Source organism: Puia dinghuensis (assembly GCF_014642875.1).
Taxonomy (GTDB): Bacteria; Bacteroidota; Bacteroidia; order Chitinophagales; family Chitinophagaceae; genus Puia; species Puia dinghuensis.
Map to the genome: position 1 here is coordinate 636,574 of NZ_BMJC01000004.1, position 25,611 is coordinate 662,184.

General features: G+C 52.5%; 27 protein-coding genes. 12 read left to right on the forward strand and 15 right to left on the reverse strand.

The window, feature by feature from the left end; genetic code table 11:
• Positions 1-9 precede the first annotated feature (9 nt).
• Positions 10-2,040, reverse strand: a complete 2,031-nt coding sequence (locus IEY39_RS20610; protein ID WP_188935130.1) for a DUF7849 domain-containing protein — start codon at positions 2,038-2,040, stop codon at positions 10-12.
• 110 nt (positions 2,041-2,150) lie between these two features.
• On the opposite strand from IEY39_RS20610, the gene IEY39_RS20615 reads away from it, so the two are divergent.
• The 5 genes from IEY39_RS20615 to IEY39_RS20635 all read left to right on the forward strand — a co-directional run bounded on the left by IEY39_RS20615 (position 2,151) and on the right by IEY39_RS20635 (position 6,525).
• On the forward strand, positions 2,151-2,708 hold the full coding sequence (locus IEY39_RS20615; RefSeq protein WP_188935132.1) for an RNA polymerase sigma factor: 558 nt from the start codon (positions 2,151-2,153) through the stop codon (positions 2,706-2,708).
• A 3-nt stretch (positions 2,709-2,711) separates the two neighbouring features.
• Positions 2,712-3,449 carry an anti-sigma factor gene (locus IEY39_RS20620; protein ID WP_188935134.1) on the forward strand — a complete coding sequence of 246 codons (738 nt, stop codon included), beginning with the start codon at positions 2,712-2,714 and terminating at the stop codon, positions 3,447-3,449.
• A 216-nt stretch (positions 3,450-3,665) separates the two neighbouring features.
• Positions 3,666-4,199 (forward strand): hypothetical protein, encoded by a 534-nt coding sequence (locus IEY39_RS20625; protein WP_188935136.1) that lies wholly within the window; start codon positions 3,666-3,668, stop codon positions 4,197-4,199.
• 70 nt (positions 4,200-4,269) lie between these two features.
• Positions 4,270-5,124, forward strand: a complete 855-nt coding sequence (locus IEY39_RS20630; RefSeq protein WP_188935138.1) for a hypothetical protein — start codon at positions 4,270-4,272, stop codon at positions 5,122-5,124.
• Between the two features lie 39 nt (positions 5,125-5,163).
• Positions 5,164-6,525 (forward strand): cytochrome P450, encoded by a 1,362-nt coding sequence (locus IEY39_RS20635; protein ID WP_188935140.1) that lies wholly within the window; start codon positions 5,164-5,166, stop codon positions 6,523-6,525.
• Here the strand turns inward: IEY39_RS20635 and IEY39_RS20640 are convergent.
• Both IEY39_RS20640 and IEY39_RS20645 read right to left on the reverse strand, forming a co-directional pair.
• Positions 6,479-6,877 (reverse strand): helix-turn-helix domain-containing protein, encoded by a 399-nt coding sequence (locus IEY39_RS20640; protein WP_188935142.1) that lies wholly within the window; start codon positions 6,875-6,877, stop codon positions 6,479-6,481. The two genes, IEY39_RS20635 and IEY39_RS20640, sit on opposite strands and share 47 nt — an antisense overlap.
• Positions 6,878-6,933: 56 nt before the next feature.
• Positions 6,934-7,398 (reverse strand): hypothetical protein, encoded by a 465-nt coding sequence (locus IEY39_RS20645; protein ID WP_188935144.1) that lies wholly within the window; start codon positions 7,396-7,398, stop codon positions 6,934-6,936.
• A gap of 390 nt (positions 7,399-7,788) precedes the next feature.
• Here IEY39_RS20645 and IEY39_RS20650 point away from each other — a divergent pair, with 390 nt between their 5' ends.
• Together IEY39_RS20650 and IEY39_RS20655 are read left to right on the forward strand one after the other, a co-directional pair.
• On the forward strand, positions 7,789-7,974 hold the full coding sequence (locus IEY39_RS20650; RefSeq protein ID WP_188935146.1) for a hypothetical protein: 186 nt from the start codon (positions 7,789-7,791) through the stop codon (positions 7,972-7,974).
• A gap of 5 nt (positions 7,975-7,979) precedes the next feature.
• The gene (locus tag IEY39_RS20655; RefSeq protein ID WP_188935148.1) at positions 7,980-9,068 is read left to right on the forward strand and encodes an AAA family ATPase; all 1,089 of its coding nucleotides are present in this window, start codon (positions 7,980-7,982) and stop codon (positions 9,066-9,068) included.
• Here the strand turns inward: IEY39_RS20655 and IEY39_RS20660 are convergent.
• A complete protein-coding gene (locus IEY39_RS20660; RefSeq protein ID WP_188935150.1) occupies positions 9,028-10,050 on the reverse strand; it encodes a helix-turn-helix transcriptional regulator in 1,023 nt (340 codons plus the stop codon). The genes IEY39_RS20655 and IEY39_RS20660 overlap by 41 nt on opposite strands.
• Positions 10,051-10,618: 568 nt before the next feature.
• Here IEY39_RS20660 and IEY39_RS20665 point away from each other — a divergent pair.
• Together IEY39_RS20665 and IEY39_RS20670 are read left to right on the forward strand one after the other, a co-directional pair.
• The gene (locus tag IEY39_RS20665; protein WP_188935152.1) at positions 10,619-11,719 is read left to right on the forward strand and encodes a slipin family protein; all 1,101 of its coding nucleotides are present in this window, start codon (positions 10,619-10,621) and stop codon (positions 11,717-11,719) included.
• A 9-nt stretch (positions 11,720-11,728) separates the two neighbouring features.
• The gene (locus IEY39_RS20670) at positions 11,729-13,129 is read left to right on the forward strand and encodes an RtcB family protein (RefSeq protein WP_188935154.1); all 1,401 of its coding nucleotides are present in this window, start codon (positions 11,729-11,731) and stop codon (positions 13,127-13,129) included.
• On the opposite strand, the gene IEY39_RS20675 is transcribed toward IEY39_RS20670, so the two are convergent.
• From IEY39_RS20675 to IEY39_RS20690, 4 genes are all read right to left on the reverse strand, one after another.
• Complete coding sequence (locus IEY39_RS20675; protein ID WP_188935156.1) at positions 13,126-14,049, reverse strand: alpha/beta fold hydrolase; 924 nt, start codon at positions 14,047-14,049, stop codon at positions 13,126-13,128. The two genes, IEY39_RS20670 and IEY39_RS20675, sit on opposite strands and share 4 nt — an antisense overlap.
• A 45-nt stretch (positions 14,050-14,094) precedes the next feature.
• On the reverse strand, positions 14,095-15,366 hold the full coding sequence (locus IEY39_RS20680) for an RNA polymerase sigma factor (RefSeq protein WP_188935157.1): 1,272 nt from the start codon (positions 15,364-15,366) through the stop codon (positions 14,095-14,097).
• A 2-nt stretch (positions 15,367-15,368) separates the two neighbouring features.
• Positions 15,369-15,713, reverse strand: coding sequence for a YciI family protein (locus IEY39_RS20685; RefSeq protein WP_188935159.1), 345 nt, complete (start codon positions 15,711-15,713; stop codon positions 15,369-15,371).
• An 83-nt stretch (positions 15,714-15,796) separates the two neighbouring features.
• Positions 15,797-16,378 carry a peptidylprolyl isomerase gene (locus IEY39_RS20690; RefSeq protein ID WP_188935162.1) on the reverse strand — a complete coding sequence of 194 codons (582 nt, stop codon included), beginning with the start codon at positions 16,376-16,378 and terminating at the stop codon, positions 15,797-15,799.
• A gap of 30 nt (positions 16,379-16,408) precedes the next feature.
• Here IEY39_RS20690 and IEY39_RS20695 point away from each other — a divergent pair, with 30 nt between their 5' ends.
• Entirely contained in the window at positions 16,409-17,068 is a 660-nt protein-coding gene (locus IEY39_RS20695) for a MarC family protein (protein WP_188935163.1), read from the forward strand.
• Here the strand turns inward: IEY39_RS20695 and IEY39_RS20700 are convergent.
• From IEY39_RS20700 to IEY39_RS20725, 6 genes are all read right to left on the reverse strand, one after another.
• Positions 17,063-17,902 carry an ATP-binding cassette domain-containing protein gene (locus IEY39_RS20700; protein ID WP_188935164.1) on the reverse strand — a complete coding sequence of 280 codons (840 nt, stop codon included), beginning with the start codon at positions 17,900-17,902 and terminating at the stop codon, positions 17,063-17,065. The genes IEY39_RS20695 and IEY39_RS20700 overlap by 6 nt on opposite strands.
• A 13-nt stretch (positions 17,903-17,915) precedes the next feature.
• Positions 17,916-18,671 carry an ABC transporter permease gene (locus tag IEY39_RS20705; RefSeq protein ID WP_188935166.1) on the reverse strand — a complete coding sequence of 252 codons (756 nt, stop codon included), beginning with the start codon at positions 18,669-18,671 and terminating at the stop codon, positions 17,916-17,918.
• Positions 18,672-18,713: 42 nt separating this feature from the next.
• A complete protein-coding gene (locus tag IEY39_RS20710) occupies positions 18,714-20,480 on the reverse strand; it encodes an OmpA family protein (RefSeq protein ID WP_188935168.1) in 1,767 nt (588 codons plus the stop codon).
• A 20-nt stretch (positions 20,481-20,500) separates the two neighbouring features.
• Positions 20,501-21,493 carry a hypothetical protein gene (locus tag IEY39_RS20715; RefSeq protein ID WP_188935170.1) on the reverse strand — a complete coding sequence of 331 codons (993 nt, stop codon included), beginning with the start codon at positions 21,491-21,493 and terminating at the stop codon, positions 20,501-20,503.
• Between the two features lie 18 nt (positions 21,494-21,511).
• On the reverse strand, positions 21,512-22,141 hold the full coding sequence (locus IEY39_RS20720; protein WP_188935172.1) for a hypothetical protein: 630 nt from the start codon (positions 22,139-22,141) through the stop codon (positions 21,512-21,514).
• Between the two features lie 130 nt (positions 22,142-22,271).
• Positions 22,272-22,433 carry a hypothetical protein gene (locus tag IEY39_RS20725; protein ID WP_188935174.1) on the reverse strand — a complete coding sequence of 54 codons (162 nt, stop codon included), beginning with the start codon at positions 22,431-22,433 and terminating at the stop codon, positions 22,272-22,274.
• A 401-nt stretch (positions 22,434-22,834) separates the two neighbouring features.
• Between IEY39_RS20725 and IEY39_RS20730 the strand changes: the two genes are divergently transcribed.
• Positions 22,835-23,683: an alpha/beta hydrolase gene (locus IEY39_RS20730; protein WP_188935186.1), complete on the forward strand. Its 849-nt coding sequence runs from the start codon at positions 22,835-22,837 to the stop codon at positions 23,681-23,683.
• Positions 23,684-23,890: 207 nt separating this feature from the next.
• On the opposite strand, the gene IEY39_RS20735 is transcribed toward IEY39_RS20730, so the two are convergent.
• Complete coding sequence (locus IEY39_RS20735; protein ID WP_188935188.1) at positions 23,891-24,406, reverse strand: hypothetical protein; 516 nt, start codon at positions 24,404-24,406, stop codon at positions 23,891-23,893.
• 123 nt (positions 24,407-24,529) lie between these two features.
• On the opposite strand from IEY39_RS20735, the gene IEY39_RS20740 reads away from it, so the two are divergent.
• Positions 24,530-25,600, forward strand: a complete 1,071-nt coding sequence (locus tag IEY39_RS20740; protein WP_188935190.1) for a fatty acid desaturase — start codon at positions 24,530-24,532, stop codon at positions 25,598-25,600.
• Positions 25,601-25,611 lie beyond the last annotated feature (11 nt).

Consider the following 25,611-nt stretch of genomic DNA (forward strand, 5'->3'; position numbering starts at 1 on the left):
TAACAAACATTATAACTTGAAGCCGGCATAGAGAAAGAAACGGTCAGTGACATCGCCCTTCAACAGCCGCATATAGCGGACGCCTATCACCGGTCCCACCTTTACCATCCCAAGCTGCAGGTCGACAAAAGGCGCCGCATTCCAGCTGCCCAGGTAAGTGACGGCAGATTTTTGAGTGCTCACGGCGGTCGTACTATTCAGCAGGGGGACAGGGATATTGAAGAAGGTCCTGTTCTCCACCGTAGTCTGCTCGGAGATATTGATCTGGGCCATAGCTCCGGCGCCGATACCGATCCACTTGCCGATATTATAACGGTAATGCAGGGGTGTTATCTCAAAACTGTTGCGTTGTGTCGTCGTTTTGCTTTGCCGCCCGGTGATCACGAGGGGCACCCCGGCTACCAACGTATCCGTCTGTTGTTTTACCACCACACTCGTAAATGCATCCTGTTGCAGAAACCCTACAAAGGCCTCCACCTGGAAGTAGGGCCTGGAAGGGGCATAGGGCGCCAGGACATAACCAAACTGCAATGGGCCCGTCGCACTATAACCTCCATTCCCCGGTAACACGCTGTACCCCGCCATAAATCCGGGTGAAAGCCCCTTGATAAACCGGGCCGTTGCCTTGTTCGTCACCACCGGCTGATGCCTGTCGAAGACAATGGATGCCTGTGTGCTGAAAGGGATTTTCTTTGGCTTCTTTCGAAACCGGATGGTATAGTCGACAAACCCTTCCGTAGAGTCTTTGTCGTGGACCTCTTCCTGTTGTAGTCCCGGCAGGTAGATGTTGTTGAATATGATATAGACGCTGTCATTACGGAAGACCGTGTCGATACAGCTGCGGCTCCTGTCCCCGGAAAGGCAGAAGGGGCATGCCGGGCTGACGGCCTTTAGCGTAAAGCTCCCCGGATCAAGCTGCGGCGGGACCCTGAAGCCGATGGCGATCCGCCGGGTGGGGCCGTTCCCGGTATTCTGGAACTGTACCCGGTAGGACAGCTCCTTTTTCTTACTCATAAAGCGATAGTTGATCCGGCGGCTCCTGAAAAGGAAACGGTTCGGGTCATGTGACGCCACTACGACCATGTCCATCTGATATACTTCGGGCGGTGCCGAAGGATTGTCCGGTACCAGCATCGCGCTGAATCCCACGGTGGCATTGGTATCCTGTAGCATAGTGGGAAGGGTATTCATCTCGAGGAAAACAAATTTCTCTTCGCCTCGGCTAATGGCGGGAAAATGCAGCACCGTATGTTGGGAATAGGTATTTTCCAGCGATTGTAACATCGATCGGGCAGCAGCTGCATTGGCTGCGGCGTCTTCATCCACCGAAGCGACCTCTGCCGATCCCCTCTCGCCAGCTGCGGTGCCCCAGCCGGCGCCACCCACCTTATCTGTATGCCCCGCACCGGCGGCAAGCGATGCCCTGTTTTCGGTGGCATCCAAACCCGCCATCAGGGACTCCAGCGACCCGCCTTGTTCCCGGTTGTAAAACCGCCTATCCGCCAGTGCGAATCCTTGCTGGTCAAATTGCCTTTCATTATAGAATAGGACGATCGACCCGCCCAGGCTGTCGCTGCCCTGGTTGCGATAACCAATGACGGTGACAAAATTCTCGCCCGGCCGGGGATAGCGGTTGATCTTCATCTCGATGTCGCCACCGCCGTGAAAGAAATGCGAGGCCAGGGCTTCCCTGCTTAGTGATCGCTTGCGCACTTTTATAGGGTGCGGCCTCGTCGGCGGGGCCTTGCCATCGTCATAATTATTGGTAGCATACAATCTTACCTGGTAGACACCCGTGTCGCGATAGGCATGGTTCGGCTCGCGATCAAAGCTAAACCGGCCATCACCCAGCTCCCAGAAGTAGGAATAATAGCAGGGCGGGGCGCCGACTATCTGGCGCAAAGGCCGCAAGCTCGAAGAAAAATGCAGACTGTCGCCTCTTTCCTCGACCCGGATCACAGGCTGTGTCGAATCCTGCGCAAAACAGGAGTACCCTGTCGTCAATAGCATGAATAGATAGATAACCTTCATTCGCATCATGATAAAGGAAATTAACGAAAAAACAGGTCTCTTTAGTTTCATCAACGGTGGCAATGATTTGTTACCCCCTTTCAGCGTTTTTTTTGGATATTCGCCAAAAACCGGTGGGAATGGCGATACACCCCGATCAGCGTTTTGTCGATGGTCTTTTACGAAATGACAAGTCTGTAGTAGAAGAGATCTACCGGCGTTTTGCCCCATCGATCCGGACCCATATCCTCAAGAACCGCGGCTCCGCCGATGACGCCGCCGACATTTTCCAGGAATCCCTGATAGATATCTATAATCAGGCCAAATACAAGGCCCTCCAATTGACTTGCCCCTTCGAGCCCTTTCTCTTGCTCATCTGTAAAAGGAAATGGCTTAACGAATTAAAGAAAAGAGGGCATAGCCCGGTAACAAAATCGACAGATGATGTATATGATTTGGGGGAAGATGTATTCGCCGCGGCGGAAAAGCTGGCCCTCGACGAAGACAGGGCTCGCCTTTTTCTCCTGCAGTTTCAGCGGCTGGGAGAGAAATGCCAGGAAATACTAAGGCTGATCCTTACAGGTGAAAAGCAGGAAGAGGTGGCCGCCGCATTAGGTGTCACCTATGGCTATTTGCGCAAGAAGAAATCCGAATGCATGGCTACCCTGTTATCCTATATAGAAGCACAAAAACTCTAAACTATGCCCACTTATGATAAAGAATATATCATCCGGTATGTAGACGACGAAATGGATGACGGCGAAAGGCAACAGTTCGAAGCCGATCTCCAAAATGACCCCGCCCTTGGCGCCGAGGTCGCGCTATACCGGGAATTAAAAGCCACCCTTCGGCAACGGCTCGCACCGGATGCCGGGACCACAGCTTTGCAGGATACCCTTTCGGCATTCAACAAGGAATACTTTAAAAAGGATACCGGCGCAAAGCGCATACTGCTTACGCGTTGGGTGGCCGGGATGGCAGCGGCGGCTTCGGTTATCATCGCTACGGTGTTGCTTTGGCCTTCCGATAATAAAGACCTGTACCAGCGGCTTGCCAATACCCAAATGGTCGGAGTGACAGAGCGTGGCGGAAATACAGATACGCTTATGCAGGAAGCAGCCGTCTATTTCAACCGGCAGGAATTTGCAAAGGCCCTGCCGCTGCTCGATCAAGCGGTAAAAGCAGATACCACCAACCAATTGGCACTCTTCTATCGGGGAGTCGCCGGCTGGCATACCGGTGCGGTCACGGCTGCGCGTAACGACTTAGAAAAAGTATATGTGGGGCATTCCCTGCTCCGTTATGAAGCGGCATTTTATCTTGCCCTCAGCTATGCCGCTGAGAAAAACACTGCCGCTGCCCTTGAATGGCTCCACAAAATACCCGCAGGAACACCCGTTTCCGATCGCGCTAAAGAGTTGGAAACCAATCTAAAGTAACCTAGACGGACCGGAGGCTCGTCGGCCAGAACCGAGCGAAGCGAAGGTTCCGACCGAGGAGGACCGTGGCGAAGCAGGTCCGACGAAGGCCTCCAGACATTAGCGTTTTCAAAAAATTTCGCAAAAGGGGGGGTAACAAGATTTCGGATAGGTTGATATAAAGTAAAGGGCACAAGAACAACGCCTGATATTTAATAACAATCTAAATCACGAATTATGAAACGTTTTGCAATTGCTTCGATCATTCTTGGATTCCTCGCTATCTCTAATCATTCTTCTGCGCAGCTGAGACTGGGAGTTGCCAGCTCGACAAGGCTCACCTCTGCTGCAAGTGTTTCTTCGCCGGGTGTAAACAACGCCCTGCACGCCACCGCAACCACTTCCGCTAATGCAGCAAAGGCTACGACTTCCGCTGCCAAGGCAACCGCTTCTACTGCCAAGGCCGAAGCTTCGAAGGTAGGTTCCGAGGCAAAGGCCGAGGTAAAGTCCGATGCTTCGACCGCAAAAGCCGCGACAGCTACAACGGTTGACGCCTCCCAGCATGCCGCATCATCTACGTCAGCATCTACTTCCGGTAGCGCAGGTATGTCTGGCGGCTCCCATACGTCAGGCAACTCCAGCCAGGTAAAAGATAACGCCAGGGTCAACGCTTCTGCCTCTTCCTCGAACAACGCCGCCGTGGGTCCCGATAAGATCCATGCCGATGCGAATGTCAAGGTAAAAGCAGCAGCCGGCACGAGCAACCACTAAATCCCTATGCGACTGTGGCTGCCGAAAGGCGGCTGCAGTCTTTTTCTTTTAATCCTTTTAATCCACGATCATGCGTTTATATACTATCATCTTTCTTCTCTTGTTCGCTCAGGGTGCATTTGCCCAGGCAAAAGACTCCCTCGCTGTAAAAGACACTACAAGCACACAGGAAAAGACACACTTCATCGCCGGGGTACTGTATAATTCCGGGCTCAATTATTACGGTCGGGTGGACAGCCTGCATAGCAAAGCCATCGATCCTTTCGTCGGCCTCGCACTGAAGAACGGGCTGTATGTAAATGCCAATTTCGTTTTCATTCAAAACAGTTTGCAGTCGCAATATGCGGCAACCCTTCTCGAAGGCGGGTACAACTTCAAAAATCATAAAGGCAACTGGGCCGGCAACCTCTCGGTCTCCCGGTTCTTTTATCAGCAGGATATCAACCTGATCCAGTCGGCTGTGAGAGAGGCCGCTTCCGCCAGTATTACCCAACTCAATAAGGTGATCAATATCACTCTTGGCGCCAATGTCAAATGGAGTGACCAGACCGACATCGGCGTCCAGGCCGGCCTGGATCATATTATCCGTATCCCCCACATCTTTGGCAACGACGTCATCGTCCTGGACCCTACCGCCAATGTCTATGCCGGCACGCAGAATTTTACCCAGACCTATTATCAGCAACACAACTTTCTCATTTTCCCTGTTTCCGAACAGCAGGTAACCACCAATAGCCAGCAGTTCAACATCCTGGCCTATGAATTCAGCTTCCCGATGGTGTATGGATATAAAAAGTTCAATTTCATTCTCACCCCGGCTTATGTACTGCCGCAGAACCTGCTTGTCGTGCCCAATCAACCCTCCCTTTCCGAGAATGGAGCTAATTTGTTCTATCTGACGGCGGCGGTAAAATTTACCTTGTAAAAGTTAAAGATAATTCCACCGGTGTAAAGTAACTTTAGGATGAACTTCCTAACTACCTTTACTATGACCGTCCACGAACCTGTCTACCATATCCCCAAAGGATATTCCTCCTTACAGGTGATGCTGCGGGCATTTCGCTTCTCCCGTTCGCCCATCACCGAAGTCTGTGGTAACATGAAGAAATTCGGCGACACCTATTCCGCCCTCTTTCCCGGCAACCTGCAGCTGATCCTGACCCAGGATCCCGGCTTTATCAACCATGTGCTGCGAGAGCGGCACACTAATTATCAGAAGTCTGAAATGTCAGCCGGGAGAGGAGCGCAGCTCTTTGGCAATGGCCTGGTCTTCTCCAACGGCGATTACTGGTTGCAGCAACGGCGACTGATCCAGCCCGGCTTCCACGCCAAACGATTACAGGGATTGTACGAGATCATCAGCCGCACCGTCGATGAATCCCTGGCTTCTTTTCCTGTGGGCGACAACATCGACATCTATCCGCTGATGTACAGGCTGTCGTTCAGGGTTGCTATCCGGTCGCTGTTCGATATTCCCCTTTCAGCGGAGACCATGACAGAACTTAGTCAGGCCTTCACAGATGTACAGAACTTTCTTGTCGACGATATCCGGCAACCGTTCCGGCGGCTGTTGTATCCTTTCAACGGCGAGAAGAAGCAGGCCCTGGAAAGGTCGGCTGCGATGAAAGAAATGATCCGCGGTATCATCCGCCGGCGGAAGGCCGATACGGCATCGTATGACGATTTGCTGAATATGCTGCTTACTGCACGCTATGAAGACAGCGGGGAGGGCATGACGGAAGATCAGCTCATCGACGAGGTGCTGGTCCTTATGCTGGCGGGTCATGATACAACGGCCAACACCCTGGCGTGGTTGTTATATCTGGTAGCGAACGATGAAGAGGTGCGGCAACAGCTCATCGGCATCGCAAAAGCGGCGACAGACTCCCAATCCTGTATTCGCAACGACTATTTTCATGCTGTCATTGACGAAGCCATGCGGCTATATCCACCCGCCTGGATAGCCGACCGTGAAGCGCTTACGGATGATGAATACGGCCATTTCTCCTATCCCGCCGGCACCGTGATCATGACTTTTTTCTACGGACTTCACCGCAGCTCAGACTATTGGGAGGTTGCTGAAGAGTTTCATCCCGGGAGATTTCTCGATGAGAGTGGGAAGATAAGGAAAATGAATGCTTTTTATCCTTTTGGGGCCGGCCCCCGGATGTGCATTGGGAATAATTTCGCGATGGCCGAGATGTGTCTTTTCTTGCAGGCCTTCTTCACCAGGTTTACGATCGCTGCCACGGATCAGGTTCCCGAGTTAAAGCCGCTGCTTACCCTGCGGCCTGATAAGGTGCTGCTGCATATCCGGCGTCAGTGAGCGGCATCCGCCGGTATTCGGATGGGCTGACGCCCGCATAAGTGCGGAACCATTTGGTAAAATTGGAGGGATCATAAGTAAGCCTGCGTGCCACCGCTGCAATGGATTGGCTGGAGTCAGCCAACAGCCGTTTGGCGACGGCGAGAATCTTCTGTTCGTAGAAATAGCAGGGATGCTTCCCCGTATATTCTTTGATGACGTTGCTGAGATGGGTAGGGTGGATGAAGAGTCTTTTGGCAATATCCCTCAACTCGAACATCTCGTCCGCATTACCCGTCAATATATCCTCCAGGTGCTCGTCGATAACGGCCAGGTAATTATTGAATATTTCGGCGCTGCGCTTGAGTAACATGATCCTGGGTTTTATTGGTTTAACCAAATTTATGCCTGAATTGTTCACTCCCCAAATCAATAGCCCACCGCGACCTTGTGGCCGGAGAGGTCCTGGATCACCGGGATACCCGACGAGGTCTTTCTAAAGAATGCCCCAATGAGCACGCCGGGCGGGAAGCCGCAGTCGCTTCCGGCCTGGGAGAATACATGGATGAGCTCTACTCCGTTCGGCTTGAAATAAAAACGCAGCATGCAGTCGGAGTCCTTCGAAACATAGACGGCCTGGTTGTCATCATAACGCAGGGTGTCTAAAAGTGAACCGGATTCATAACGCGGATAGCCTTTGTCGAGGTAAAAGCAAAGCGTCAGTTGTTCGGGTCGCAAGAGTTTGACCCTTATTTCACCGGAATGGCTGACCACCTTGTTATCATGAACTTCGCCTTTGAGGATGTACGTTCCCGTGGGATCGATAAAGGTCTTGCTGGTTTCAGAAAAGAATAGTCCCGGCAGGAATAGCGACAGAAAGAAAAAGATTTTCATACTCACTGGTTTAAAGGTGGAGAAATGAAAGCTTTCCCATGCCGGGCCTTAAGCCAAAGGGCTTCCAGGCATTCTGAAATTACGAAATAAAAAAATACTTTCCGGAAAATTTGGTGCGATCGGAGAATTATTACCATCTTTGCAGGGCAAAAAAATTACAAAATGCGCTACATGCTCACACATATTGAATCATGGAAACGGTTTAGTCCCATAGGGGAATATACCGTTCGCGGGGCATTTTATGCTATAGGATAAAGTTTACCAACATCTTTATAAAACATAAGCCCCGCGAGAGATTGCGGGGTTTTTTTATGTATTGACCCGCGGAAAATTCGAGTGGATTTTCTGCATGGGTGAGGTATGTCCGAACGATAATAAAAATCAACAGCCATGGAACAAAAGCAACACTGGCAGAAGCCGGACGGCACCCGGATTGCAGTCCCCATCGAGGACGAGATCCGTACCGTCCTGGTAAGGGAAAAGAAAATGGGCAATAGCCTCAAGGTCTGCATCGGCACCGATAGCCAGGTGAAGGGCTCTCTAGTTGCGCAAATAAAATGGTTCAATAAAAAGTAAAGACAATGGACAACTTATACAATCAACGGGTGATCAATGCAAATAACTTGTTCGGTGACCAGTTCCTGGACGCGAAAACCCTCTACCTGTATTGCTTTAACCAGCTGCCAAGCGTGAACTATATCAATTGGATCGATGGGGAGAAAGCGTATGTCGCTTTCAAAGAGAAGTTTGCAAGCCGCATCGTTCGCATCCATCAATACCGTTGGTATAAGCATAAGAAAAAGCAATACCAGTTCGATATAACCCTGGTGGTGATGGACAATGAGTGCCTCATCGAATTTGACGACGGTTATTGCGAGATCTGGCATAATGGGAAGCATCAGGAATTCATCGACGAAGTGACAACGACGGTCTATAAATTCAAGCAAAGAAGCAGACGCCAGCCGCTCGAGATCAACCTGATCGTCTCCAACAGGAACAACCTCGAATTAAAGCCTATGGAGATCAAGCGGACAAAGCTCGACCTCGACCTCTTTTACAACAAGGATTTCAAAGAAGTCGACGCCCTCATCCGCCAGAGACTGGGCAAGAAGAAAGACAAGGGCATCGTCCTGCTGCACGGCCTGCCCGGCACCGGCAAGACGACCTATCTCCGCTACCTGATCGGCAAGATCAAGAAGCGGGTGCTCTTCCTCTCGCCATCCGTCGCGGACAACCTGATGAACCCCGACTTCATTCAATTGCTGATCAACAACCCCGACACTGTGGTGATCATCGAGGACGCGGAGAACATCATCATGGACAGGAAGCATAGCCCTGGCTCTTCTGTGTCCAACCTGTTGAATATCTCGGATGGCCTGTTGGCGGACTTCCTGAATATCCAGCTGGTATGTACGTTCAACAATTCGCTGACCCTCATCGACGAAGCGTTGATGAGAAAGGGAAGGCTTATTGCAAAGTACGAGTTCGGGAAGCTGACGATGGACCAGTCCCAACGGTTGAGCGACCACCTCGGTTTCGAGAAGGTGATCACAAGGCCCATGACCATCGCGGAGATCGCCAACCAGCATGAGAAGCAGCAAGCCGCGCCACGCATGGAAGTCATCGGGTTCAGGAGGCATCTGACTGATACAACTCATTCATTAGCCTGATCCTGTGCCTTATCCGCCGGACAAAAGAGAGGGGTGAGAGTACTTTGAGCCCCTCTCCAAATCCGATGAGCTCCCGTTCGAGCTCGAAGTTGGGGATAACGGTGATGGCGAATCGGGTGCCTGTGGCAGTCTCTTCGATCACCCGCTGTGAAGAATGGATCGGTTTGGTCCGGATATAAGGCGCGTGTTCCCGGTTTGCAAGGAACTCGATCTCCATCAAACCCTGACCCGAATTGTGCGTGACACCGACGATGGAAGAGAAATAGGAATGCGGATTGAAATCCTGCTGCTCGCGAAAAGGCTCGTCCGGCAAAAGACCGACGTCCTGGATGCGGTCGAGCGCAAAGGTGAGTATCTCCTTACCCTGTTTCTTCATCCCAAGGACAAACCAGCGATTGCGGTATTCCTTTAAAAGATAGGGATAAAAGGTGACCTCGCTGCCGCTGCGGGCCTTGAAAGACTGGTAGGTGATCTTTAAAGTGGTCCTGGCGATAATGGCTCGGTACAAGGGGTCAAGCCATTCGATACCCGCGAGCAGCTCGTTCTTTTCGAAGTCGATGACGGTGGGCGAATGAGATTGCTCGCTATGGATCTTGTCATCCAGCCGGTGGATGAGTTCGCTCATCCCGGTGAAATGGCTAAAGCCTTTAAACTGCCGGAGCAATCCGGATACTTCCTGCAGGATACCCAGGTCGCGATCGGTAAGCGGAATATTGGTGATGGAGTACTCCGGGTCTTCATAACTGTAGTACTTCTTGTCCTTGACGATGATGGGCGCATTGTACCCCAGCTTGTCGCTGCGCATGGCGCTGAGATCGAGGCGGATGGTTCGCAGGCTGACACTCTGCCTGCGGCCTTCATATTCATAAAGGGCCTCGTTACAGGCGTCGATCAGGTCTTCGATCGTCCATTTCCGCCGCCGGTTTTGCAGACAGCGGTCGATGGTACGATAACGGATAAGGGCATTGCGGTTGACAGGCATGAAGCAATTTTTTGTAAAAAAAGAAAAAATTTTCCAACTGTGCAAGTAGGTTGCACACATGGGTCGGAAGTTTGTACTATCAAAAGAAATTCCCTTCGGGGACAACTAGGTGTATCGTTCGCGCAGAGCCTCAAAAAGCTCGGCAGTGCAGGGTTGTAACTTACTGTATGCTGTCCACGCGGGCATATTCCGCCAGGTGTTGTGGGTTCGAATCCCATCCGATTCAAGCTCGGTAGCTCAATTGGATAGAGCACTACGCTGTTAACGTAGAGGTTAAGGAAGTAGGCCTCTTCCATAAAAATGGCCCTCTCAAACAAGCCGGGAGCACCGGCCGGCCAAGGACGCCGCCACCGCCAACTGCGGCGGGCGGCATCCGAAGCACTTCGATGGCTGCTTAGCAGCCGGCAACGGAAAGGACATTCTCCTTTTCTTGAGAACAAAAAGCTGACCCCGTGAAAACGGTGTCACCTCGCGGGACAAGAACAGGCGAAAAACCCGAACTCCGGTTCCGCATCCAGCGAAGGGCAGGTGCAAACGGCTTATTTAAAAGACTGATAAAACAAAGAATATGAAACGGGTAACTATTAACGCCTATCAAATGGGCCTTGTATTTAAGAATGGAGTTTACCAGCGCCTCCTTCGGGAAGGGAAATACTGGCTTAGCTTCACCGAGAAGGTCGAAATTTACGATCGGACCAAACCCTTTACCCCGGCCCTCGAACTGAACCTCCTGTTGAAGGACGAACAGTTGAAGGACGCCCTCCACCTCGTGGAAGTAAAGGACAACGACATCGTCCTGCAGTATGTCAACGGTTTGCTGAACCAGGTATTGACTGCCGGTCGCTATGCATACTGGAAGGGTATCGTCAACTATGATTTCGTAACTGCAGATACCAGCAAGATCGGGATCACGGAGAACATCGACCGGGCAACCCTCACCGGGCGACTGCTCGCCGGCTATGTGCGCACCGCCAATGTGGAAGCCTATGAAAAGGCGGTGCTGTTCGTCGACGGTAAATATGATCGCACCCTGGAAAGCGGCTTCTACTGCTGGTGGAAGAACAACATCATCATCTATGTAGGGAAGGTAGATATGCGGTTGCAGCAGGCGGAGCTCAACGGCCAGGAGATTCTGACGCGGGATAAGGCTTCCTTGCGTATCAACGCCTGGGCGCGTTACCAGGTGGTGGATATCGAAAAGGCGCTCTTGCAGAACAAGGAGTTCGAACGGCAGCTGTATGTAGCCTTTCAGTTGGCGCTTCGGGAATACATCACCGGGCTCAACTTCGACGAGTTGCTCGAAAAGAAAGATGCCATCGTACCTTACATCCTGGAAAAAGTCGCTCAGGAGGCAGAAACCCTTGGGGTAAAAGTCGCAGGTTTTGGCATCCGGGATATCATCCTGCCGGGTGATGTAAAGGAGATCATGAACCAGGTGCTGGTCGCCGAGAAAAAGGCCCAGGCCAATATTATCCTGCGTCGGGAAGAAACCGCCAGCACGCGTAGCCTGCTGAATACGGCAAAATTGCTGGAAGATAACCCGATGTTGTATAAATTGAAGGAACTGGAATACGTCGAAAAGATCGCCGAAAAGGTCAGCACGATCAGCGTGAATGGCAATGGCGTATTGATCGATCAGCTGCGGCAGATCTTTAGCGGCGAAAAATAAAACAAACCAATGGCAAAGTTAAAATTAAGAGGAAAGGATCTTCGCGCGCTTGGCTACCCGGAAGCACCGGTGATCAGCATCGCGATGAATATCATGGAAAAGGAATACAAATTCGAGAAGGAGGAAGTAGTTATGGATTTGCTGCGGAAGATATTGGCAGCTCCTGTAGAATATGCAAATGATGCAGTGCTGGGCCTCATCGCCCAACAGCTGATCCCAAAAGAGGACCCCGAAGGGATGAATGTCTCTCTCAACAAGACAGGTATTGCTTTCAACGTCTTCGGCGGCGAGAATATAGAACAAGGCGCGATGAACCAGATGTACCAGGCGGCGAAACTGCCTGTTGCTGTGGACGGGGCCCTGATGCCCGACGCCCATTCGGGTTACGGGCTGCCCATCGGCGGCGTGCTGGCAACGGAGAATGCCGTCATCCCTTATGGGGTAGGCGTGGACATCGGTTGCCGGATGTGTCTTTCGGTATTCGACATCGACCCGAAAGAGCTGATCCAAAAGGAACAGTATTTTACGCGGGAGTTGAAGGAAGCGACGCTGTTTGGCGGTGGCCGGCAATTCGATCAGATCGCTTCGCATGAAGTGCTCGACCGGCCCGAATTCGACGAGATAGCGGTGCTGAAGGGCTTGCAGGGCCGGGCTGCCCGGCAACTGGGTTCTTCCGGATCGGGCAACCACTTCGTGGAGTTTGGCATCGTAGAGATCGGAGCAGCCGACCCCATGCTTGGACTCGCTCCCGGAAATTATCTGGGGCTGTTGTCTCACTCCGGTTCGCGGGCCCTTGGCGCATCCATCGCCAACCATTATACGCGCATCGCCAAGGAAAAACGGCGACTGCCCGGGGAGGTCGGTAACCTGGCATGGCTGAGTTTGGACGAACAGGAAGGCATCGAATACTGGCTGGCGATGAACCTCGCCGGTGATTATGCATCCGCCTGCCATCATATCATCCATGAGAAGATCGCAGCCCAGCTGGGCCGCGAGCCCATCGGCCGGGTGGAGAACCACCACAACTTCGCATGGAAAGAGATCGTCGAAGGTCGTGAATGCATCGTCCATCGGAAAGGCGCTACACCTGCCGGAAAAGATGTCCTGGGTATCATCCCCGGCTCGATGACGGCGCCTGGCTATATCGTAAAAGGCCGGGGCGAGACGGCGTCACTATCCTCCGCCGCGCATGGCGCCGGCCGGAAGATGAGCCGCACCGCAGCAATGAACTCCATCACGCATCACCTGATGAAGGAAACGCTCGAAAAACATGGAGTAAAACTCCTGGGTGGCGGCCTCGACGAAGCGCCCCAGGCGTATAAGGACATCGGGGAAGTGATGCGCAACCAACAAGAGCTGGTCGATATCGTGGGCCTCTTTACTCCAAAGATCGTCCGGATGGATGGCTAATGCTGCCCTATCACCGCAGGCGCCGCACTACGCCGCTTCTCCGTCGTATCTAACAAATCGATAATCGCTTTTTCAATCTTCTCCTTTTCCGCGAAAGCGATCAAATGCCCTCTTCCTGGTATCATCCGAATATCCAGTGAGGGGGCATTTACTAAATGCTCCCGGGCAAAGCTGGCATTGGTGGTATCCACCAGCCCATCCTTCTCACCTTGCACGTAAATAACGGGGACATGAATACGCTGCCATAAAGGCAGCATCTTTGTCAACTCCTCCTTATGATGGATCTTCTCCTGGTTGGCCGTCTGTAGCATCCGCGGGACAACCCAATGGATCAGCGGATTTTCAACGGGATAGGTAAACCAGAATATCTTCTCCTGACCCGGTCCAAGCGGCGGAGCCACCAGCACCAGCCCATCGACCAGCTCCGGGTAGTCCATAGCCAGGCGACAGGCGATGGGACCGCCATACGACACACCCACGACGATGATAGGATGATGCGCCTGCTGCAGGCTATCCAGCATCGGCCTGATAATACCAGCCTGGGCGCTGATATCCGGCAGGGCCTCGGCCAGTCCGCTATAACCATATCCCGGCCTGTCTACAGCATACATGGTCGCCCTGCTCAACAGGGAACTGTCTGCCAGGTAATTTTTCCAGTAACTGAGGGAGCTGGGAGCGCCATGGATGAACAGGATGGATGCATCCGGGTTGTTCCCGACGGTGATATAACGCACCTTCCGGCCTTTTGCCTCATAATAGCCGAGATGCGGGTTGACATGAAAGCCATGGAACCAGGAGACCAATTCCTTGTCATCCATCCTGAACTGTACCAGCCTGTCAAACACAAGGAGAAGGATGATAAGGAAAATAAGCAACCCGACAACGGTGCGGAGTAAGATCCGGCCGATTCTTGCAATCATAGATTAGAAATAACGGTTATATCCTATCCGATACTAACACTAAAATTAGGCAAAAATCGCCATCTTCTCCTGCAATAACTTCTTCTCCGCCAATGAAGGAGTCAGCAGCCAGGCCTTCTCCAACAACCGCCGGGCTTCCGGAAGATTTCCCGCCCGCCCGTACAAGTCGCCAAGAACGGCTGCATAGATATAATGCTGCTCCAACAGACCCGCGATACCCGGAATATCCAGGATGGCATCTACTGCCGCCGCTACCCCGGCCGTCTGCGCAAGGATGATCGCCCGGTTCAATTTGACGATCGGTATCGGCTTCTGCTCCAGCAAAAGATCATACAAACGTAACATCAGCTCCCAATTGGTCGACTCGAAATCCGGCGCAAGACAATGCTCGGCGGCAATGGCCGACTCGATATGATAAACCGAAAGCACATCCCCGGTAGAGGACGAAATGAGAAAATGATACCCCATCTTTATCAGCTGCTGATCCCATTTTCGCCGGTCTTGCTGCTGCAACAAAATGATTGTATTGTCCTCGCCAAGCCTGCTGCCAAATCTGGACGCCTGGAAACACATCAGCGACATCAACGCAAAGCCCGCAGGCTGGGCCGTCATCTTATGCTCGGTCAACAGCTTGCAAAGCCGCATTGCCTCCGCACACAGGTCATACCGGATGAGCTCATCGGCTTTTGAAGAATTATAGCCCTCATTGAACAACAGGTACAGCACTGTATATACTGTCTCCAATCGGTGATTCAGCGCCAGTCCCGTCGGGATCTCAAACTGGATATCATGCTTGCTGATAGATTCCTTCGCGCGGTACAACCTCTTCTGAATCGCCGATTCAGTGGAGACAAGCGCCTTGGCTATTTCCTGCACTCCAAAGCCGGACACCGATTTAAGCGTAAGCGCCACCTGGTCTTCCTGGTTCAGACCGGGATGACAACAGGTGAAGATCATCCGCAACTGGCTGTCCGCAATTTCTGTATCGAGAAAGAATTGCTCGATGGCAATTTCGGTATCCGACTGTAGCCGCTTCGATAGTTCGGCGGAGATATTCGCCAGTTTCTGTTGTCGCCTGATCAGATCGATCGTCCGGTTGCGGGCCACCCGCATCAGCCAGGCCGAAGGATTGTCCGGCAGCGCCCCGAATTTCCAAACCTGCAACGCTTTCAAAAAAGTCTCCTGCACCGTATCTTCTACAAGCTCCAGGTTCTGGATACCGAAGATGCGTGTCAAAACGGCGATCATCTTCCCCGCTTCGTGACGGAAAAGATGATCGACCAGTTGCTGCGGCGAATTGCCGGGTGTCGCTTTCATTACTAGCCCATTGGAATGATCTCGCGCACTTCAACCGAACCCTGGTAGCCAAAGTCGGGGAAGCCAAAAGCCATTTCCGATGCTTCCTGCAGCGTCTCCGCCTTGATGATCAGGTAACCACCTACCGATTCCTTGCCTTCGGCGAAGGGGCCATCGGTGATAAGAGGTTTCTTACCCTGAACCATCTTTCCATCCCGTACCAGGGGTGCTCCGCCGACATAACGGCCCTTGGCGGCGAGCTGGCCTATCCAGTCCATCCACTTCTGCATTGCCGCCTGCGATTGTTCGGGCGTGAAATTCAGGTCTTCGTAGTAAGGACCGCGGAACACGAACATAAACTCTTTCATGGTGATCTTTTTTAAAAGTTAAAGATGTATTCGTGATAATGACGGATAACGAAAAGCCGGTCGGACAAAAAATAAAAAAATTTTTACTCCCTGACAATGTTGTAAATGCGTATCTGCTGCGTAAAAGCCTGGTTGCTTTCGGGCCGGGCATACAGGGTCCGCACCACATCCATTCCCTTCACCACCTTGCCAAAAGCTGCATAACCCTGGCCGTCGGGGTTATTCTCACCACCAAAATCAAACCCCGGCTGGTCACCCACACAGATAAAAAACTCCGTTGTACCCGTCCCCGGCTTGTCCCGGGCAAGAGAGATGACCCCGTCCTTATGAAGGATATGCGTCTCCCGGGTCGCCTCGTGCGGGACACCGGGCAGGCTGATGGCTTTGCTGTGGTTGGTCTTCCAGATGCCACCCTGTATCAGTTGAGAGATTGGCGCCCCTGTCACCTGGTTATCCTCGTTCAGCACCCGGTAAAAGGAACCATTCTTATAAAACCCGGAGTCTACGTAGGACAAAAAGGCACCCGCCGTTTTTGGTGCCTGCCGGCGATACAGTTCGACCTCGATGTCCCCGGCCGATGTCTGGATCAGCACATGCGGGGTATCCGGGTTGCTGTTAGAATGACAAGCAGCCAGTAGCGCGATCAATAGCAGGTACCTTTTCATAGATAGTCACAATTTAGCGTAATATTGTTTATGCATTTTGACCTTCCTTTCCTGAATAACATCTTTATCGGATTCCTTTCTCTTTTCCCTGCGGTAAACCCGGTCGGATCGGCTTTTATCGTCGACCCCCTCCTGGGCGACCTCAGCTATCCGGAAAGAAAACGGGCAGCAAAAAGGGTGGCTTTCTATTGTTTGGTCATCTGCACCGTATCGGCCCTCATCGGCAGCTGGATCATGAAGCTTTTTGGCATCTCCATTCCCATCGTGCAGCTGGCGGGTGGGGTCCTCATCTGCCGCATGGGCTGGCAACTGCTCAATACCGACACGGTGAAGGGGGAAAAGGAGACGGCCCAACCCGTCCGCCGTCCCGGGGACATCGACAACCTCCTCTTTTATCCTATTGCTTTCCCGATGTCGACGGGGGCCGGTACCATCTCCGTTATTCTGACGCTGTCCGCCCATGAGAACGAGACCGGTATCCTCACGCATTTCCTCAACCTGGGCGCTCTCTTCATCGCCATCGTGCTCATCTGCGTACTCATCTATATCTGTTACGCCAACACCGCCCTACTCATCCACCGGCTGGGCCCGAGAGGGGAGCAGATCGTCAACCGCCTCAGCGCCTTTCTCGTCTTCTGCATCGGCATGCAGATCGCCTGGTCAGGCATCCGGGCCCTGTTTAAGCTATAAGCAACCTTTTATCTCCGCCAGGGTATCCACAAACACCTTATCCTGCCGCAGATCGTGCCTCCAGGCAAGACCTCTTTCAATAAGGTCGATCTCGCGAATAATCGTCGAACCCTCTTTGCCCGACTCCTTCCCCAGGATAAAAACCGTATCCGAGATCTCCACCGTCGTCGCAATATCATGCGACACGATAATCAGCGTCTTCAGCTCATCGGAGAGGGATACCTGTAACAACAGTTCGGTCACCTTGTCGAGCACACAGATATCCAGTCCGGAAAAGGGCTCATCCAGCAATAAGAAATTACTTCCTTTCAGCAGCTGCTGGATGATACTTACCCGTTGCTGCTGTCCGCCGGACAGCTGGGCCGGATAGCGTTGCAGCACATCGGTAATGTCGAACCTTCCCGCATACTCACGGATGGCGTCTTCCTCTTTGCCCGCCAATGCGGGGTTCTTCCGGGCCGCCAGCAACAGCGACTGCCGCACCGTCCGCCACCCGAACTGATAATAATTCTGGAAGATAACCCCCATATCCCCCGCCCGGACAGGCCTTTCGCGCCACACTTCTATCGATCCGTTACCGGACTCCACGGGCTTCCGCTCACGAACAGTGATCGTCCCCCCGCTTGGCTTCTGCAACCCCGAAAGGACACGGAACAATTGCGTCTTGCCAATGCCACTCCGCCCGATAAGCGAGACCACCTGTCCCTGTTGCAACCCCGGCCGGACTATATCCCGGACAGTAAAGTCGATGTTGCGAAGGATGCATTTATCATCATAGTATAAGGAAATATCCTTTGCCTGTAAGAGCACATCATTTTTGGTATACGCAGTCATAGCCTCATTAATTTTAAAGATTCGTATAAGAAAATAACCAGTGGCGCAACAATCCGAGTAGATAGTCGAAACAAAGCCCAAGCCCGAAGACTACCCCTTGTAACGCCAGTACATGAGGCAAGTCATTATACTTATTGTATTTGATCAGCAGGGTTCCGATGCCGCCTTCGCTCATGTTCAGCCCTTCTACCATCGTGATCATCATCCAGGCGATAGCGAAATTCTGCCGCACGATCTCGAACACCTGGTCGGCCTTGCCTACGATGATCACTTCATAAAGGGTCTGCCACCGGCTATAGCCCAGGGTCTGACAAAGCTCGAACTCCTGCGCAGGCGTCCGGACGATCACCGACAGAAAGGACGTCATAAAAAAAGGCACGATGCCAAACACCAGCAGGGACAGTTTCAAGGCGCCGCCGTCCTTGGTCAACAGGGTGAAGATGAAGATCAACCCCGTCAGCGTCAGATACCGGCATTTTACGAGGAACTGTGCCATCGGCTGGAAAAAAGGCAGCACCGACAAATAGCTGAACAGCAGCGTAAGCACTATGGAATAGACAAGGGCCTTGAGGGTGAGCACCAGGCTCGCCAGCAGATTATCGAACAGAAGCCTCGTCGCCAGCAGCTGTCCAAGCCCATCCAGTATCTGTATCGGACCAGGGATCAGCCCACCGGGGCTCAGCTGCCAGAGTACCAGGAAAAACAATACCTGCAACGCCACCATGATTAATAAAGAACTCCGGCTAATGGTCTCAAAAGGCTTAAACATATTTGAAGATTTAAAGTGGGGGGCCGCAAGGCCCCCCATTGATTATTCACCTAATACTATTTCCACGCGACGGTTACGGCTCCTGCCCGCTTCCGTGCTGTTGTCGGCTACGGGCTTCGTCGAACCAAAACCCTTGGTCTCGATACGAGCTTCTTTCAAGCCCCTCCGAACCAGGTATTCCTTCACGGCCGCAGCTCTTTTCTCCGACAGAGGCATATTCACCTCATCGGAGCCGTTGTTGTCGGTGTGACCGAATACCCCGATCTTCAGACCTTCGGCGACTACAGCCGACTGGAATATCTCGTCCAGCATCTTATAGGAGTCAGGCCGGATGACAGCCGAACCCGTCTCAAACTCGATGTGGTACGACCGGGAAGAGACAGCCTCCGTGATCTCGCTCGCGTACTTTGTCTCGATGGCCTTTCCTTCCAGCAATTCGGGGTGATTGGAGATCACACTCAGCAGGAAGGATTTGTCCACGGCTTTTTCATAAGGAACAAAATTGGGCATGATCTTAGGATACATCTTCACCATCAGATTACCGAAGGTGTTATATACCGCCTTGTACCTGTCCACCTTGTCTGCACCAAGCCCATAGCTGTTGGCCATATCGGCAAGGTTAAAGACGGCAGAACCACCAAGGTGTACCTTCAACCCCTGTACGTCCTGTTCTTCGACGCCATTATAATATTTCAACCAGTAGGCGGCATTCTGTTCCTGGTAAACCGCTGCGCTTACTTCAGAAGCGAATTTCCGCGCTTCGGTAAACGACCTCACCTGGTCGCCGGCCTCGGCCAGCGCGATGATCATGTCCTCGATATCGGTACGATGATCATAGGCCCATTTCTTTATCGCAATTGTCTCGACAGGCATTTGCGAAGCATACTGGTGCGTACTGGCGATGGTTACCAGTCCACCCTTCTTCGTGGCGACATTTACGTCACCCGGCGTCCAGGTGGCTACCGCATCCACGCCAACCGTCGTATCCCGGCCCGTGGTCTTACCGTTCTCGATCACCTTCCTGCTCTCGGTATAACCGGTGATGTACTTATTCGGCGCATCCAGGAAGTCATTGGCGGCGATGAGGTTGATGGCTTCGGCATCATAGGTGGTCTCATCGGGGTTCACCTTGATACCGTTGTCACCGGCCCATTTCAGCAGGATATTGACGTCACCGTCGCGCAGCACCCCGGCCACGCATTTACCGATGGCGTTATGGGGATCCTGTTTCCAGGAAGCGGGACCCATCACCTGGTCTTCCCCAAAAGACTTACCGTGAGCGATAGGCAGAATGATGGGTTGATATTCGGGACCCAGTGCCTCCAGGCTTTTCGAAAGCGAGGTCATAAAGGCGGGCATCCCGTCACCCATAAAGGAGATCAATACCCCCGGTGTATTCGGGTTGGTCTTGTACTCCGAGGCAAACTTGACAAGGTCGGCCATCTGCTTGTTACAATCGTCCTGGCGCAGGTAGGTGATATCGAGATGGGCCTTGTCGAACAAGGAGCCCTTCGTGGTCCTTACTCCACCATTGGCGTACATTCCGGAGAACTGGGCATTCCAGGCCATCCGCTCCCACGTCATCGGGGTACCGCCGTTGACGGCTTCTGTTGTGGAAGGCAGCGCCAGCAATACGGCGTTTGCATTCAGGGATGCTTCAGGGGCATCGGGTAATACGACCTTACCGACTTCGACTGCCTTACCGGCCTCTTTAGGCCTTGCCTGATACCATTTTACACTGAGAATACCGGCAGTAACGACAACAGCAATGATCAATAATTTACCGGCGGGTTTTAATTTGAGTGCCATATAATTAAGTTTTAAAATTTTTAATTCAATAAATCTTTATAGCGATCCGTAACATTCACGTCCTTAAGGTGACCCTTGTCGGCGCCATCCTTTAAGGCCGATCCCGCGTAATGGAAGTCCTTACCGAGGTCGAACCGGTTGATCAGCTCTAACGCCTGGGCTGACTTAGCCTTATCCTCCAACACCTGGTCATCCATAAAGCGGGAGGTGACATCGATAGCCGACTTGATATGCCCGATCTTTTCCCCGATTCTCACCTTCAACAAGGCCAGGGCCTTCTCAGCATCCCTGTTCAGGTCATCGTCACCCTTAAAGGCCTTCATGGCGCTGGTGACAGCAGAGAGCCCGGTCGTAACGGAGTAATACAGGTCTTTCTTTGCTTCAAGGTCCAGCTTGGCATCCTCGAGCATGATCCCGCTTTCCTCATAGGCCGCATCGGCAAACTGGATCAGTTTGTTCAGATCGCCCACGATAGGCGTTACGTTGTCGATGTACTCCCGGCAACGCATAACGTTGTTGGTGTACAGGTTCACCTGGCGGGTGCTCCCGTTCTCGGCTTGCAGGATCTTTACTTTCTGGATGTTCAGCTGAAGCTCTTTCTCCTTCTCGGAGAGCTTGTCCATCAGTTCGCTTTGTTTACCCTTCAGTCTTCCCGACTGCTTGTACAAAGTGTCCCTGTCCTTATAACCCTGGTCGATCTTCGCCTGCAGGATGTTAAAGGGGTTCAGCTCGATAGCCAGCCCGATGGAGTAATTGGCGACAAACTCTGAAAGGTATTTCAGCGCCCGCCAGAACTTCCGGTTGGAGACGGTCATCAGCAGAAAACCGCAGATGACACCCCCGATCACCAGGTTGACGAGATTCCAGGTCACCGAAACCAGCCAGGGCAACACATACGTGAGAAACCCATAGGCCAGCCCCGCAAACAAGGAGAGCCCGACGACAGCCGTCGCGATATTCTTCGGCTCGCTCCACCATCCCGGGGTTTTTGTTTTTTGCATTAGTGTGTTCATGGTCATTTAGATTTGAGGTTATTGTATATAAAGTTTTATCTTCTCGATATCGTACTGTATCTGCTGCTTCCGCCTTTCGCATTCGGCTGTGTAACCGCTGCTGCTGGCCGTCAGCTTTTCCTTGCTTTCGGCGATCTCGCTCTGCATAGCGCTTATCTGCTGTTGCAGTTCGAGAATCTCCTGTGAGAGCGCCTGGATGCGGCGGCTTTTTTCCTCGGCCTCGGCGCTGCGGCTGTTAACTTTTTCCTGTAAGGCGGCTTCTACCGTCTTCTGGAAATGATCCGCATCCGTCGTCAGCACCCGCAGGTATTCATTGGCTGTCGATAAGAGCTTTTCCTTATCGAGCCCCTGCACCTGCAAGCCGGCAAAAGCCGCACTATACCTCGACCGCTCATCGGCGATCGCCAGCATAGCGCCCGTCATTCGGACGAATTCGTAGTAGTCCGGACCCGGAATGTTTGCGTCGCTAAACAGCTTGTCGAAATAGTCGGCAAACCGCGGGTCTGCGGGCGTACCCGTCGACCGCTGCGCTGCAGGCGCGACAACCGTCCGTTCTACTTTCGGCGACACGGCCGGCTCGTTGTCTTCTTTTTTGTCCTCTCCGACATCTATAAAAGCGGAAAGGATCTTCTTGCCTAATCTGGCCATAGTTGTTGTTTTAAATGGTTAAAAGATTCGGTCGAGCCGCTGGAAGCAGCTGCCGGTGATAGCTATTTTCGGGCATAGCACTCCCATCTAGGACTATTGCAAGTCATAGCGACGGTGCCAGCGCGTTATGTCATTGGAGAAGCAGGCAGGTCAAGAGCATGTCCTCCCGCACGGGCTCAGGTACATAAGCCTGTGCCGGTTTTTCCTTTAACGGCCGGTGTGACAACTGCCGGTAAATGACGGATAAGATAAGGGTGAGCAAAACGATGATCAGCCCAATAAGCTTTTTCATGTTTGGTTAGTTAGGACAATTAAGGTTTTGTGAATCTGGCGAAAAGCGGAAGGAAGGCTTCCTTGTAAGACGTTGACAAGACGTCAACCCCGTGGAGAGTGTTTCATAATTGTAGGAGGCAAGCCTCCGTTTGTTTTGATGGAGTAAAGATACTAGTAGCTTGCCCATCCCCGATAGCATAACCGGGAGCAGCGGTTGCTTTTGTTTAATGACGGTCCGCCTCCTGTGATGAACGGCAAAATAGGTGGTTGAATGTCAAATATCGGGTCTGAGCGGTATTTTTTGACTGACGAGCGGTTGCCGGCCTATACCAGCGGCAATCGCTTTCGACCTATCACCGTTAGCTTGTTACGTCGTTGCAATTTATCCTGCGTACCTTCCCTTATCAAAATTCTAACGTCATGAATCGCCTGCCGCTGTTCATTCTCTTCACCTGCTGCTTTGCCGCCAACGCCCAGGACACGGCACGCCAGATCCCGCTCTGGCCAAATGGCGCACCGGGCTTCGAGAACAAACGCAACGAACCCGAAGAGGCAAAGGACTACTGGGTAAAGAATATCCATAACCCAAGCATCACCGTTTATCTCCCGCCAAAAGAAAAGGCTACCGGCGCAGCCGTCGTCATCTTCCCGGGCGGTGGACACCGGCTGCTGGTATTTAATGCCGAAGGGCGAGACCCCGCTCGTTTCCTCAACAGCCTTGGCATCGCCGCCTTTATTGTAAAATACCGGTTGTTCAGGGAAGATTCAACGCTATATAGTCTCGATAGAGAAGTAAAACAGGATGCCTATCGGGCAATGCGGCTGGTTCGCAGTAAGGCTGCGGAGTGGAACATCGATCCTCACCGGGTGGGCACGCTCAGCTTTTCCGCCGGCGGAGAAGTGGCGAATATCATCGCTTATGCCCCGGGGAAAGGCGACCCCGCTGCGCCGGACCCCATCGATCGCCTCGACGGCAAGCCCGATTTTCAATTGCTCGTCTATCCCGGACCGCTTGGTGTACCCGCGACCGTGCCTGCCGACGCGCCACCGGCCTTCCTCATCGCGGCCAATGACGATCCCTGCTGCTCCACACCCGTCGTTACCATCCTGGAGAGATACCGGGCCGCCCATGTTCCCGTAGAAGCACATATTCTTTCCGGTGGGAAGCATGGATTTAATATGGGTTACCGGTCGAACCTGGCCGCCGTGAAATCCTGGCCGCAACTGATGGCCAACTGGCTCGCCGACATGGGCCTGCTTCATAAATAGACGGAGGCTCCGACCGGGCTCGAACCCCGGCCCCAAAACAATAGCCCCCGGTAAGAATACCAGGGGCTTACTAATCAAAGTGTTTTAACCATTAAACCTTATCCTATGAAAAACCAAAAATACATCCGTATCATGGCAATCGCGCGGATTCGGCCCATGGTTATTAATGCATTAGGAACCAACTTTAAGAATTCCTAGGTAAATCACTTATTTATCAGCCAGCATCGATGTCTCCTTGATCGGCATATCGAGAATATCCGGAAAAATATTCATCATATCACTCACCTTATTATAATTCACGTCGAAAAACCTCCAGGTCGCCCCCTCGTCTTTAGACTGGCCTATCAGGTGGGAGACTAAGTGATATTTCTTATCGTCCCGGTGAAAATAGCGGGAAAGCTCGACGACACACTGCCATTGGTCTTTTAGGGTCACCAGTGTCTCCATCTTCAGCTCCGGCGCTGCCTCTTCGATATTGCTGGTCGTATAAGCCCGCATCATCTGGACATGACCAAGATAACCCTCTTTACCGCCATAATATTTTATGACGCTGAGGGGCGCCAGATCGGCATACGCTGACCATTGGCCATACGTATCCGTCTTGACAAGACTATCAGCAAAATGTAAAGCGTTCCGGGAGATCTTGGCCGTATCCGGCTGGGCCTGGCTGGTAAGAGTGGGCAAAAGGAATAAGGCTCCGGTCAAGAAGTTCAGGACTTTCATGGGTATTGATTTAGAGGCCAATATATAAAATTCCGGTAATTAAGACAAGGGGGGGCTCCGAAAAAGCCGTTTTTTTAGTACCTTGATCCACGTCCGGAAAAACCGCGATATTTGCAATCACTTATGTCACAAAGAACTGATTTTGTTTATTCCGCCAAGCAGGAACCCCATCGGCTTCGTACCAAACAGATTTTGCAGCAACATCCGGAAGTAAGAAAGCTTATCGGAAAAAATAAATATACGTTTTTCGCGGTCCTCGGACTCGTCCTGCTCCAGGTGGCCCTGGCCTGGGTGGTAAAGGATCGCTCCTGGTGGATCGTGGCCGGCGTCGCCTACCTCGTCGGCGCCTTCGCCGATCATTCCCTTTTTGTGATGATCCATGAATGCGCCCACCACCTCCTGTTCAAAAACCGCGCTGCCAACCGGCTCACCGGCATCCTTGCCAATCTCCCCCAACTGTTCCCCAGCTCTATCTCTTTCGAACGCTACCATATAAAACATCATTCTTTCCAGGGAGTGCACGAACTCGATGCCGACCTGCCCAACCGCTGGGAGGCCAAACTGATCAATAACTACTTCATCGGCAAGGTCATCTGGCTGCTGTTCTACCCCCTCTTCCAGACCTTCCGCATCTCGCGTCTCCGGGAGATAAAGCCTTTCGATAAATGGGTAGCACTCAATTGGGTCGCCTGTGCCGTCTTCATTGCCGCCATATGGTATTTCTTCGGCCCCAAGGCCATCGTCTACCTCCTGGCCAGTTTCTTCTTCTCCGTGGGTCTCCACCCCCTGGGCGCCCGGTGGATACAGGAGCATTATCTCACGCATGACGATCAGCAGGAAACCTTCAGCTATTACGGCGTGCTCAATGCTGTAGCCTTCAACGTTGGCTACCACAACGAACACCATGACTTTCCTTCCATCCCCTGGAATAAATTACCCCTGATAAAAAAGTCCGCCCCGGACTATTATGACACCCTCGCGTCTCATAAGTCCTGGACAGTACTCTTCTTCCGGTTCCTGTTTGACAAGGAGATATCGCTCTATTCCCGCATCGTGCGCAAGGAAAGAGGGAAGGTAGCGCTCACCGACGAGTCCAGGCCCGACATGGACCTGCTTGCTGGACAAGCGCAGGCGCATAATCCGCAGCAAAGCCCCGCAGGCATCGCCGCTGCTACGACAGCGCCAGCACTGTAGCCGCAGCTGCG

Excerpts from the sequence above, each read along its gene's own strand:
- IEY39_RS20610 (WP_188935130.1), bottom strand. The coding sequence starts at position 2,040 with ATGATGCGAATGAAGGTTATCTATCTATTCATGCTATTGACGACAGGG.
- IEY39_RS20615 (WP_188935132.1), top strand. The coding sequence starts at position 2,151 with ATGGCGATACACCCCGATCAGCGTTTTGTCGATGGTCTTTTACGAAAT.
- IEY39_RS20620 (WP_188935134.1), top strand. The coding sequence starts at position 2,712 with ATGCCCACTTATGATAAAGAATATATCATCCGGTATGTAGACGACGAA.
- IEY39_RS20625 (WP_188935136.1), top strand. The coding sequence starts at position 3,666 with ATGAAACGTTTTGCAATTGCTTCGATCATTCTTGGATTCCTCGCTATC.
- IEY39_RS20630 (WP_188935138.1), top strand. The coding sequence starts at position 4,270 with ATGCGTTTATATACTATCATCTTTCTTCTCTTGTTCGCTCAGGGTGCA.
- IEY39_RS20635 (WP_188935140.1), top strand. The coding sequence starts at position 5,164 with ATGAACTTCCTAACTACCTTTACTATGACCGTCCACGAACCTGTCTAC.
- IEY39_RS20640 (WP_188935142.1), bottom strand. The coding sequence starts at position 6,877 with ATGTTACTCAAGCGCAGCGCCGAAATATTCAATAATTACCTGGCCGTT.
- IEY39_RS20645 (WP_188935144.1), bottom strand. The coding sequence starts at position 7,398 with ATGAAAATCTTTTTCTTTCTGTCGCTATTCCTGCCGGGACTATTCTTT.
- IEY39_RS20650 (WP_188935146.1), top strand. The coding sequence starts at position 7,789 with ATGGAACAAAAGCAACACTGGCAGAAGCCGGACGGCACCCGGATTGCA.
- IEY39_RS20655 (WP_188935148.1), top strand. The coding sequence starts at position 7,980 with ATGGACAACTTATACAATCAACGGGTGATCAATGCAAATAACTTGTTC.
- IEY39_RS20660 (WP_188935150.1), bottom strand. The coding sequence starts at position 10,050 with ATGCCTGTCAACCGCAATGCCCTTATCCGTTATCGTACCATCGACCGC.
- IEY39_RS20665 (WP_188935152.1), top strand. The coding sequence starts at position 10,619 with ATGAAACGGGTAACTATTAACGCCTATCAAATGGGCCTTGTATTTAAG.
- IEY39_RS20670 (WP_188935154.1), top strand. The coding sequence starts at position 11,729 with ATGGCAAAGTTAAAATTAAGAGGAAAGGATCTTCGCGCGCTTGGCTAC.
- IEY39_RS20675 (WP_188935156.1), bottom strand. The coding sequence starts at position 14,049 with ATGATTGCAAGAATCGGCCGGATCTTACTCCGCACCGTTGTCGGGTTG.
- IEY39_RS20680 (WP_188935157.1), bottom strand. The coding sequence starts at position 15,366 with ATGAAAGCGACACCCGGCAATTCGCCGCAGCAACTGGTCGATCATCTT.
- IEY39_RS20685 (WP_188935159.1), bottom strand. The coding sequence starts at position 15,713 with ATGAAAGAGTTTATGTTCGTGTTCCGCGGTCCTTACTACGAAGACCTG.
- IEY39_RS20690 (WP_188935162.1), bottom strand. The coding sequence starts at position 16,378 with ATGAAAAGGTACCTGCTATTGATCGCGCTACTGGCTGCTTGTCATTCT.
- IEY39_RS20695 (WP_188935163.1), top strand. The coding sequence starts at position 16,409 with ATGCATTTTGACCTTCCTTTCCTGAATAACATCTTTATCGGATTCCTT.
- IEY39_RS20700 (WP_188935164.1), bottom strand. The coding sequence starts at position 17,902 with ATGACTGCGTATACCAAAAATGATGTGCTCTTACAGGCAAAGGATATT.
- IEY39_RS20705 (WP_188935166.1), bottom strand. The coding sequence starts at position 18,671 with ATGTTTAAGCCTTTTGAGACCATTAGCCGGAGTTCTTTATTAATCATG.
- IEY39_RS20710 (WP_188935168.1), bottom strand. The coding sequence starts at position 20,480 with ATGGCACTCAAATTAAAACCCGCCGGTAAATTATTGATCATTGCTGTT.
- IEY39_RS20715 (WP_188935170.1), bottom strand. The coding sequence starts at position 21,493 with ATGAACACACTAATGCAAAAAACAAAAACCCCGGGATGGTGGAGCGAG.
- IEY39_RS20720 (WP_188935172.1), bottom strand. The coding sequence starts at position 22,141 with ATGGCCAGATTAGGCAAGAAGATCCTTTCCGCTTTTATAGATGTCGGA.
- IEY39_RS20725 (WP_188935174.1), bottom strand. The coding sequence starts at position 22,433 with ATGAAAAAGCTTATTGGGCTGATCATCGTTTTGCTCACCCTTATCTTA.
- IEY39_RS20730 (WP_188935186.1), top strand. The coding sequence starts at position 22,835 with ATGAATCGCCTGCCGCTGTTCATTCTCTTCACCTGCTGCTTTGCCGCC.
- IEY39_RS20735 (WP_188935188.1), bottom strand. The coding sequence starts at position 24,406 with ATGAAAGTCCTGAACTTCTTGACCGGAGCCTTATTCCTTTTGCCCACT.
- IEY39_RS20740 (WP_188935190.1), top strand. The coding sequence starts at position 24,530 with ATGTCACAAAGAACTGATTTTGTTTATTCCGCCAAGCAGGAACCCCAT.